The organism is Lentzea indica (genome assembly GCF_012184385.1).
Taxonomy (GTDB): domain Bacteria; phylum Actinomycetota; class Actinomycetes; order Mycobacteriales; family Pseudonocardiaceae; genus Lentzea; species Lentzea indica.
The window spans coordinates 50,198-59,077 of record NZ_VSRL01000030.1; the positions used below are offsets into that span (position 1 = coordinate 50,198).

At 68.6% G+C, this 8,880-nt stretch carries 7 protein-coding genes; 4 read left to right on the forward strand and 3 right to left on the reverse strand.

The annotated features are described in order from the left end of the window. The first annotated feature begins 53 nt into the window (after positions 1–53). Positions 54–1,232 (forward strand): MFS transporter, encoded by a 1,179-nt coding sequence (locus tag FXN61_RS11385; protein ID WP_312877657.1) that lies wholly within the window; start codon positions 54–56, stop codon positions 1,230–1,232. Here FXN61_RS11385 and FXN61_RS11390 read toward each other — a convergent pair. Then, a complete protein-coding gene (locus tag FXN61_RS11390; RefSeq protein ID WP_167972989.1) occupies positions 1,210–2,376 on the reverse strand; it encodes a hypothetical protein in 1,167 nt (388 codons plus the stop codon). The genes FXN61_RS11385 and FXN61_RS11390 overlap by 23 nt on opposite strands. A gap of 334 nt (positions 2,377–2,710) precedes the next feature. On the opposite strand from FXN61_RS11390, the gene FXN61_RS11395 reads away from it, so the two are divergent. Then, complete coding sequence (locus FXN61_RS11395; RefSeq protein WP_167972991.1) at positions 2,711–3,631, forward strand: hypothetical protein; 921 nt, start codon at positions 2,711–2,713, stop codon at positions 3,629–3,631. Beyond that, positions 3,628–4,158: a histidine phosphatase family protein gene (locus FXN61_RS11400; protein ID WP_312877658.1), complete on the forward strand. Its 531-nt coding sequence runs from the start codon at positions 3,628–3,630 to the stop codon at positions 4,156–4,158. Before FXN61_RS11395 ends, FXN61_RS11400 begins: the two co-directional genes overlap by 4 nt. A 3-nt stretch (positions 4,159–4,161) precedes the next feature. Here FXN61_RS11400 and FXN61_RS11405 read toward each other — a convergent pair whose 3' ends face one another. After that, on the reverse strand, positions 4,162–5,316 hold the full coding sequence (locus tag FXN61_RS11405) for a metallophosphoesterase (protein WP_167972993.1): 1,155 nt from the start codon (positions 5,314–5,316) through the stop codon (positions 4,162–4,164). Between the two features lie 30 nt (positions 5,317–5,346). Beyond that, on the reverse strand, positions 5,347–8,307 hold the full coding sequence (locus FXN61_RS11410; protein WP_167972995.1) for a S8 family serine peptidase: 2,961 nt from the start codon (positions 8,305–8,307) through the stop codon (positions 5,347–5,349). Positions 8,308–8,396: 89 nt separating this feature from the next. Between FXN61_RS11410 and FXN61_RS11415 the strand changes: the two genes are divergently transcribed. Then, positions 8,397–8,786, forward strand: a complete 390-nt coding sequence (locus FXN61_RS11415) for a hypothetical protein (protein WP_167972997.1) — start codon at positions 8,397–8,399, stop codon at positions 8,784–8,786. The last annotated feature ends 94 nt before the right edge of the window (positions 8,787–8,880 follow it).

An 8,880-nucleotide genomic window follows, 5' to 3' on the forward strand; every position in this document is an offset into this window, starting at 1 on the left:
CATCATGAGAAATCTGGTTTCCTGATTCACCAGTCAACACGCACGATGGCGTGGTGACGGCACTCAGCGAGCGATCCTCCTCGCCGCTCCTTTCCCGGACGTTCCTCCAACTCTCCGTCATCAGCGTCGTCTCCGGCGTCTCGATGGCGTTCGCAATGCCGTTCAACTCGCTGTTCCTGACCTCCGAGGTCAAGGTCACGCCGGTTCAGCTGAGTGCGTTCCTGATCGCGAGCCCGCTCGCGTCCGTGCTCGCCAGCACGATCATGGGCAAGCTGTCGGACGGCCGGGTGCAACGCCGGTACCTCCTCGTCGCGGGCGGTGTCTCCGGAGCGATCGGCTACGGCCTCTTCGCCGTGCTGCGCGACTACTGGTTCCTGCTCGGCACGTCCGTGATCTTCGTGGCGATCACGTCCTCGCTGCTCCCGCAGATCTTCGCCTACGGCCGCGCGGTCTCGCGGGGACCGTCGATGATGGTCAGCGTCCTGCGCACGCTCCTGTCCGTCGCGTGGGTGGCTGGGCCGCCGCTGGCCGCGCTGATGGTCGCCGAGACCGGGTGGGTCGGGCTCTTCACCGCCACGGCGTTGCTGCAGCTCGGCGTCGCGGTGCTCGCCTTCACCCTCCCGGTCCCCGTGGCCGAGCCGGAGGAGAAGGTCGAGGAGGAGGAGACCGGGCCGTCGCGTGGCGGGATGTCGGTCGTCGCCGCGGCGTTCGTGTTCCTGCAGGGCGCGGTCGGGCTCGCGGTGAGCGGCCTGCCCCTGTTCGTCACGACCGAGCTGCACGGCACCGCGGGAGACGCCGGTCTCGCGATGGGGCTCTGCGCGGCGCTGGAGATCCCGATGATCCTGTGGTTCGGGTCGTTGGCGAACCGCATGTCGCAGCACAAGCTCGTGCTCGTGGGCGCGGTGATCGCGTTGAGCTACCACGGCCTGATGCTGTTCACCGACGCTGTCTGGCAGGTGATGGCCGCACAGCTGTTGCACGCCACCGTCATCTCGCTCGTGATGGGTGTGGGCCTCACCTACTTCCAGAGCCTCGACCTCGGCCGCCCAGGCCACGCGTCGACGATGTTCAGCAACACCCAGATCGTCGGCGGCATGATCGCGGGCGCGCTGCTCGGCGCGTCCCAGCAGCTCGGTTTCCGCTGGGTCTACGGGTTCAGCCTGACGATGTGCGTGCTCGGGCTGGCGCTGTTGCTGGTGGCGGGCAGGGTCACTGGATCGTCGAGGCCGTGACCTTCGGTTTGTCTCCCGCGCCGAGGTAGAAGATCCCCTTGATGGTCTCGAAGCCGAGGCTGGGGTTGCGGCGCAACGTGGAGCCCTCCACGGACATGCTGCCCGAGTTGTCGTTGCTGACGAAGAACACCGCGCCACCGCCCTCGTTGGCCTGGTTGTCCTCGATCAGCGAGCCCACGACCCGCAGGGTGAACGTGTTGCCGTCGTTGTAGATCGCACCACCGCTGCCGCCGCCCGGCGTGCCTCCGCGCGCCGGGTTGGCGCCACGGCCGATGGCCTTGTTGCCCTTCATCAGGCTGTTGAGCACCACCCACGACGTGCCGATGCTGCTCAACGCACCGCCGTTGGAGCACACACCGCCTTCGAACGTGCTGCTCGTGATGTACACGGGTCCGTCGCGGAACTGGTCGAGCACGCGGATCGCCGCACCGCCGAGGTCGGGGCCGGTGGCATCGCACTTGTTGCCGGAGAAGCGGGAGTTCACGACCTTGAGCCGGCCGCCGCGCACGAACAACGCGCCGCCGCCACCGCCCTCGGCCGCGTCACCGGTCGAGTTGCCGTCGGCGAGAGTGATGTTCTGGACGACCAGCGTCGGCGCGTCCTGGTCCTGGCAGTGCGAGGTCGTGATGCCCAGCGCCTTGTCGCAGGTGTTCTGATAGAGCACACGGCGTTGTCCCTGGCCGCTCAACGTGATCCGGCCGCCGCCGTCGACGACGACCTTCGCGCCGGAGTTCGTGCGGACCTTCGCGGTGGCGGCCATCGGGATGGTGAGCGGGTTCGGCCCGCAGCTGAACGTGATGATCCCGCCGGCGGCGACCGCGTCGACCACGGCCTGCGATGTGCAGCTCGCGGGCGTGCCGGTGCCGATCACGCGGGTGGGCTTGGAGGTGTCCTCGGCGGCGGCTTCCGGTGGCACCGCGGCGGTGCCGTTGGGATTGCCGAACTTCGCCGGTGGCGGTGGAGGCGGGGGAGCGGAGGACGGCGGGGGTGCGGCGCTGCTGCTCGGCGGTGGCGTCACCACGGTCACGGTCTGCGATGGCGACGCCGTGGGTAACGACGGAGCGGCGACGGGGGAACCCTGGATCGTCGTGCCGCAGCCGGCCACGAGGGCGGCCAGCAGCACGACTACCTGTCTACCTGACATGCCGGGCACCCTAAACCTCGTGCCACAGCGGGCAAAGCACCCTCTGAAACGCCGCGAGACCAAGGCGTTTCGCAGGTGTTTCACGACCGTGACCAGGAAACCGGGACAAGATCCGGTTTTTCCGGCCCGCGGGCCCGGTGTGCGCAGGTGCGGGACGGTACTTAGCTTGACTCACCAGTCAATTTTCGAGGACCCTGCTGGTCAGTCGTTGTGACGGAACGTAGACGAAACGACCGAGCGGCCTACACAGCGTGCGGTGCATTGAGTTCAAACGACACGTTCGTGAAAGAACCACGCGTTCGAGTGGCCCTGTGTCCCTGGCACACTGCGCTCCGTGCCCACCGAGTTCCCCGACGAACCACCGACCGAGCGCCATCTGGCGCCGGACCCAGTGTTGATGGAGGCCGCGCGCGCCAGGGGCCGCGAACGCTGGGCCTCGGCCGGTGATCTGCCGGTGCCGGAGGAGAAGCCACCGGGCCGTCCGCTCAACCCGCGCATCGCCGCGATCGCCGCCGTGACCGCACTCCTAGTCCTCGCGGGAGTGGCGATCGTGTCCTTCGGTGGCGGGTCGGGCGACGGCGGCACGGACCTCGCGCAGCCCTCGCACAGCTACGTGCCCGGCCTGATCACGCCGCCGGAGGCGTTGCCGGACGAGTCCTCTGCGGCGCCGTCGAACAGCATGAACCCGACGCTCGCGTCCTCCATGCTGGGCCTGATCCCGACGACGACACCGGCCGGGCCACCGCCCGCGAACGACGGCAACCGGGCTCCCAGTGGTGCCAAGTCGTTCACGACGGGCCCCGGTTGCGGCGGCTACACCAACGTCGGCTCGTACCGCGACGGCAGGAAGGGCTGGGTCGACCACGGGGACGGCAAGTGCGGCTCGACCTTCGTGTCGATCCCGATGTCCGGCGATGCACGCCGTGACGACAGCTCCGCGTACGGCATGTGGACGTTCGCCGCGTCGGGCACGTGCGACGTGTCGGTGCACATCCCGAACGGCAACCTCGAGGAGGTCGGGGGTAACCCGACCGTGTACTACATCTTCGACCGCAACGGCGTCGGCGGCACCCCGATGGCGTCGTTCGCGATCAAGCAGGTCGACAAGCGCGGCCAGTGGGTCAGCGCGGGGAAGTTCAAGGCCAGCGGAAACCTCACCGTGCAGCTGCTCACCCGAGGTCAGGACTGGAACAGCTCCGGACCCACCTACGCCCATCACGCCGCGAGTGCCATCAAGGCAGACTGCACGGCGTGACGAGAGATTTGCATCTGGTCCGGCACGGTGAGGCGACGAAGGACGAGTCCCGGCTGACCGCACGCGGTCGAAAGCAGGCCGAGCTGCTCGCGGAACGGTTGCGCGGCACGGGTTTCGCGGCCGTTCACCACGGTCCGCTGCCTCGTGCCACCGAAACCGCGTCGATCATCGCCGGAGTGCTGCGCGTGCCGTGCAGGGTCGAGGCAGCGGCCGACGACTACGTGCCGCACTTCGTCCCTGATCACGACGAGTTCTTCGACCAGTTCCCCGAGTCGGAGCGCACTCGCGGGCCCGCCCTGGCGCATGAGGCCGAGACGCGGTTCGCGCGTCCCGGCGACGGCCCGGTGCTGGTGGTGACGCACTCGTTCCTGATCAGCTGGCTGGTCCGGGACGCGCTGGACGCCCCGCCAGAGCGGTGGCTGACGCTGAACCACGACAACGCCGCGCTGACGGTCATCCGCTACACGACCGGCAAGTCACCGAGGCTCGTCAGGTTCAACGACAGCGGGCACCTCACCGGCCTGTGAGAGTCAGCCCGCTTTCAAGGTCAGCAGGGTGATCTCGCTCGGCGCGAACACGCGCATCGGCGGGCCCCAGAACCCGGCGCCGCGGCTGGTGTAGAGCTGGGTGCGGTCGCTGTGCCTGCTCAGGCCGGCGACGACCGGCTGCTGCAGCCGCACCAGGTAGTGGAACGGCCAGATCTGGCCGCCGTGCGTGTGCCCGGACAGCTGCAGGTCCACGCCCGCGTCGACGGCCTTGCGGATCTCCGACGGCTGGTGCGCGAGCAGCACGACCGGGGCGGTGTCATCGGCCCCGCGCAGTGCGAGGGCGAGGTCGGCGGCGTGGCCGGGCTCGCCCGAGTGGTCGGCCGTGATGTCGTCGATGCCCGCGAACACCAGGCGGGCATCGCCGCGCTCCAGCGTGTGGTGCTCGTTGTGCAGGGCCTTCCATCCCAGGCGGGTCATGAGGTCGATCCAGCCCTGCGCGTTCGAGTAGTACTCGTGGTTGCCGGTGATGTAGAAGCGGTGCTGGGTGTTGACGTCGCCGAGCGGGGTGGCCTGTTCCAGGCGCTGCTCGGCAGTGCCGTCCGCGATGTCGCCGACGTGCACGGCGACGTCGGCGTTGAGCTTGTTGACCGCGTCGACCATTCCCCGCGACCACTTCGTGCGGTTGATGGCGCCGTAGTGGGTGTCGGTGATGACCGCTACGGTCAGTCCGTCGAACGCGGGGTCGAGGCGGGGGATGGCGACGTCCTGGCGCTTGATCCGCGGCACGCGCATGGCCTCGTAGACGCCGTAGATCGTGACGGTGACGATGAGCACGGCGAGCAGGACCGCGATCAGGCGGGAGCGGAACGGGTTCTCGACGCCGCCCAGCGCGAGTGCGAGCCTCAGCACGTCGGTGATCAACGTCCAGACGAACGCGATCCAGACGAAACCGAGCAGGAACTGGGAGATCCGTGCGGCACGGTCGCTGTTGCGCTGGGTGAACAGCACGATCATGGCGATGGCACCGGCCGCGAAGACGATCGCGGCGATCGGGCGGACCGGGTCCGGCCACTCCGCGCTCGCCGCGAACAGGCCCTCGAACGGCACCCAGAACAGCAGCGTGGTCACCGTCAGAAGGACGAGCGTGAAGACCACGCGCCGTACCGTGATGCGGGGCCGGGCCGCGGTGGTCGTCATCGCTCATCCTCCTGAGTTGTCATTTCCAATCTATGTCAACGCACGGATGATGGTTTGTGCGCCTGAGTTGCCGTAGACGTCCATCACACGTGTTCGCAGGGAAACCGGACCCGATTTCACGCTCAGCAGAACCCCGCGGTCGCCGAGCAGGACGTACGACCCTCGCTCCCACGTCTTTCCGTCGTCGTAGGACACGTCCACGGTGAGCTTCTTGGTCCGACCGGCCGTGGCGGTCTTGTCCAGGCGGAACGGGAGGTTGCCGCCGTCGCGCGCCTCGAACCGGACCGCGGTGAGAGGGAGCGGGCCGGTGCCTTCCTCCGAGTCGAACTCCCAGGCCGTCCGGACCCGGTCCGTGGCGGCTTCGAGGCGGTACCTGGCTTTGCCCGGCGGCACCTGGAAGACGCCACCGTCCGGATGCGTGAGGCCGTCGACGAGCTTGCCGTTGCGGTGGAGCTCGGTGTGGCCCTCCAGGCCCTGGTCACCCGCGATGCCGTAGTGGCCGGGGGTCGAGTCGGACAGCAGTGCGATGTTCGCGGTGATCATGTTGCCGGTGCGCTGATGCCTTGTCGACGTGACGGCGGGGCCTCGGACGCTCTGGCTCCACTTCTCCTCGTACGCCTGGCCGTTGGCGTACTTGCGCCAGGTCTGCGCTTGCAGCACCTGCTGGTCCACGACCTGAGCCGACCACCATTCGAGGTCGCCGGCCGAGTGGTAGTACGTCGTGTGGGTGCCGGGGAACCGGATGTCGCCGGCGGCGTCTCCCGGTGGTGGCGTGGACAGCGGGTGCTCGGTGAACGTGACCCAGTCGCCGGTGGCCGTTGGCGCGCCGATCTTGGCGGTCACCTTGGCGAAGTCGGCGTCGGCCGGTTTGGGAAGCGTTGGGGTGACAGCGTTTTCCTTGCTGAGCGCGATCGCGCACGGGGTGGTCGTGCCGCTGCAGTTGGCGCTGCCGGGCACGTTCCTGAGGTACTGCACGGCCGTGTAGATCATGCCCTGCGCGCTGCCGGGAACCACGTAGACCTCGTCGCCCTGGCTCGCGAACGCCGATCCGTTCGGGGTGCCGAGGCTCGTGCCGACGAGGCCGGTTCCGCCGGCACCGTTGACCGTGCCCTGGAGTCGTTGGCCTTGGCGGGCGTCCAGGGTGACTTCGGCGCCGTCCTGGCCGACCGTGACGTCCTTGGTCACGAGTGTCTGCGACGGTTCCCACGGCGGACGGCCGTCGATCGGGCTCGGTACCCAGGTGTAGATCGTGTAGCGGCCTTGCGGTATCTCGCCCTGCAGCGCGCGGCCGTTGGCGATGCCGCCCGCGTAGAGCTTCTTGTTGTCGTGGTTGGCCATTGCCACCAGGAACCCGTAGCCGCCCGTGCCGTTCGGGGAGCTTTGGCGGTCGATCGACTGCACCTTGATCTGGCCGACGGCTTGCGTGTTGCTTTGTGTCGACACAGCCGTGCGGATGACGTTGTTGTTGTCGCGCGCGGTGATCACGCCGCCTGCGCCTGGTTTCGTCGCTGTGAACGTCGCGGTCGCGGTGCTCCTGGCCGGTACCTCGATCGTGGTGCGGTCGGCTTTGACGTTGCCGGGGAGGCTGAGCGAGAGCTTGATCTTCGCGCTGCTGTCGTTGCGGTAGGTGATCGTGCCGGTGCCCAGCTTCAGCGTGGCGGGTTCGGCGGTGAGCTGCGTTTTCGTTGCCCTGTCGACGTTCACGATGCCGGTGCCCTGCTCGAACACCGTGGCGTTGATCGGATCCGCGGTGCCGGTGAGCGCGGCTTTGAGGCGGGCAGGCGACCAGTCGGGGTGCTGCCCTGCCAGGATCGCCGCCGCGCCCGTCACGTGCGGCGCCGCCATCGACGTGCCGCTGGCCAGGGTGTGCCGGTCGTTGATCGGGTAGCCCATGGACGTGCCCCGGGCACGCGCCGCCGCGATGGCGTGGCCCGGTGCGCTGATCTCCGGCTTCACGGCACCGTCCGTGCGCGGGCCGCGGCTGGAGAAGTAGCTGAGCTGGTTGTCCTTCGTGACGCTCGCGACCGCCAGCGCCGCGTCCGCCGCTGCCGGCGTGCTCACCGACTCCGCACCGCCTTCGTTGCCCGCCGCGACAACGAAGAGCGTGTTGTACTTGGCGCTCAACGAGTTCAGCTCCAGGCTCAACTCGTCGGTGCCGTCCGTCGTGTCACCGCCGAGGCTGAGGTTGACGACCTTGGCGCCCTGCTCCGCCGCCCACCGCATGCCCTCGATGACCGCCGACTCCTCGCAGGAGTACGGCCCGCACACCTTGCCGATCAGCAGGTCCGCCTCCGGTGCCGTACCCGGCTCGGGCCCCGAGCCGGCGATGATGCCCGCGACGTGCGTGCCGTGGCCGCGCTCGTCGGTGACGTCGTCCTGCTCGGTGAAGTCCTTGGTGGCCTTGATGCGGCCCTTCAGGTCGGGATGGTCCTGGTCCACTCCCGTGTCGAGGACGGCGACCTTGACGCCCTTCGCGGTGAGGCCGCGCTGCCAGGCCCTCGGTGCCTTGATCTGCCGGACGCTGTCGTGGTCGAGCGGCTTGAGGATTCGGTCAGGGCTGATCTTCGAGATGCCGGGCAGCTCGCCGGTTTGGTTCGGGGCGTCCGGGTTGATCTGGTGCCACAGACTGCCGGTGAGTTTCACGGACGTGAGCTGTTCGTCGGAGTGGCGGATGATGACCTTGCTCGTCGGCTTGGTGACGTCGAACAGCTTCGCGTCCAGCACACCGTTGATGACGAGCTGCTGCGCGTCGAACGGGATGACCGACACCTTGCCCTCGTCCACGGTCTTGAGGAACGGCATCCGCTCGCGCCCAGGAGCGGGTTTGACGACGACGTTCGGTGGTTTGCCCTGCCGGGCGACCACCTGCACGCGGTCGCCGGTGATGAGGGTGGTCTCATTTGCCGGTGGGGAGGCAACCGCCGGCGTGACCACGAGTCCTGATATCAAGACCGCGGCCGTGGCGAGCGCGCACCTGCGAAACGTTTTCATGCAGGTCACGCTTCCGGGGCTCACCGTTCCGGAACAAGTGCCGGAACGGCCACAACCGTTCACCGACGTCCCGACATAGAGTAGGGCCCATGATCTTTTACACCGACGAGGAGAGCCGCACGCTGCGCACCGCCGTGTACGGCGCGATGCTGCTGGTTTCCCACGCCGACCCCGGCCCCGTGCTGGAGGAGCGGTTCGCCGGCCTGCGCGCGCTCGCGAACCTGTCGCCCGACCTGCGCGTCGTCCTGGGCGCCGCCCGCCCGTCCGTGCCCGCCGGCACCGACGAGGAGATCGAGCCGCTCGTCCTGGAAGCCCTGCGCCGCTCGATGAAGATCCTCGCGGCCCGCTCGCCGGAGGACGCGGCATCGTTCCCGCGCGCCGTGCTCGCGATCTGCCGCGAGGTCGCCGAGGCCGACGGTGTCGTGGTGGACGCCGAGGACGCGATGGTCGCCCGCATCGAGGGCGCCCTCGTCATCTAGACGAGTAAGTCCTAACTGATCAGTGGTCGTAGGCGATCAGGGATCGGGTGACGGGCTGGCCGGTGGCGCGGTTGTGCCAGATCGCGGCGGTCAT

Bases quoted from the DNA above. Each gene is read 5' to 3' on its own strand.
- FXN61_RS11390 (WP_167972989.1), bottom strand. From the start codon at position 2,376: ATGTCAGGTAGACAGGTAGTCGTGCTGCTGGCCGCCCTCGTGGCCGGC.
- FXN61_RS11405 (WP_167972993.1), bottom strand. From the start codon at position 5,316: ATGACGACCACCGCGGCCCGGCCCCGCATCACGGTACGGCGCGTGGTC.
- FXN61_RS11410 (WP_167972995.1), bottom strand. From the start codon at position 8,307: ATGAAAACGTTTCGCAGGTGCGCGCTCGCCACGGCCGCGGTCTTGATA.
- FXN61_RS11415 (WP_167972997.1), top strand. From the start codon at position 8,397: ATGATCTTTTACACCGACGAGGAGAGCCGCACGCTGCGCACCGCCGTG.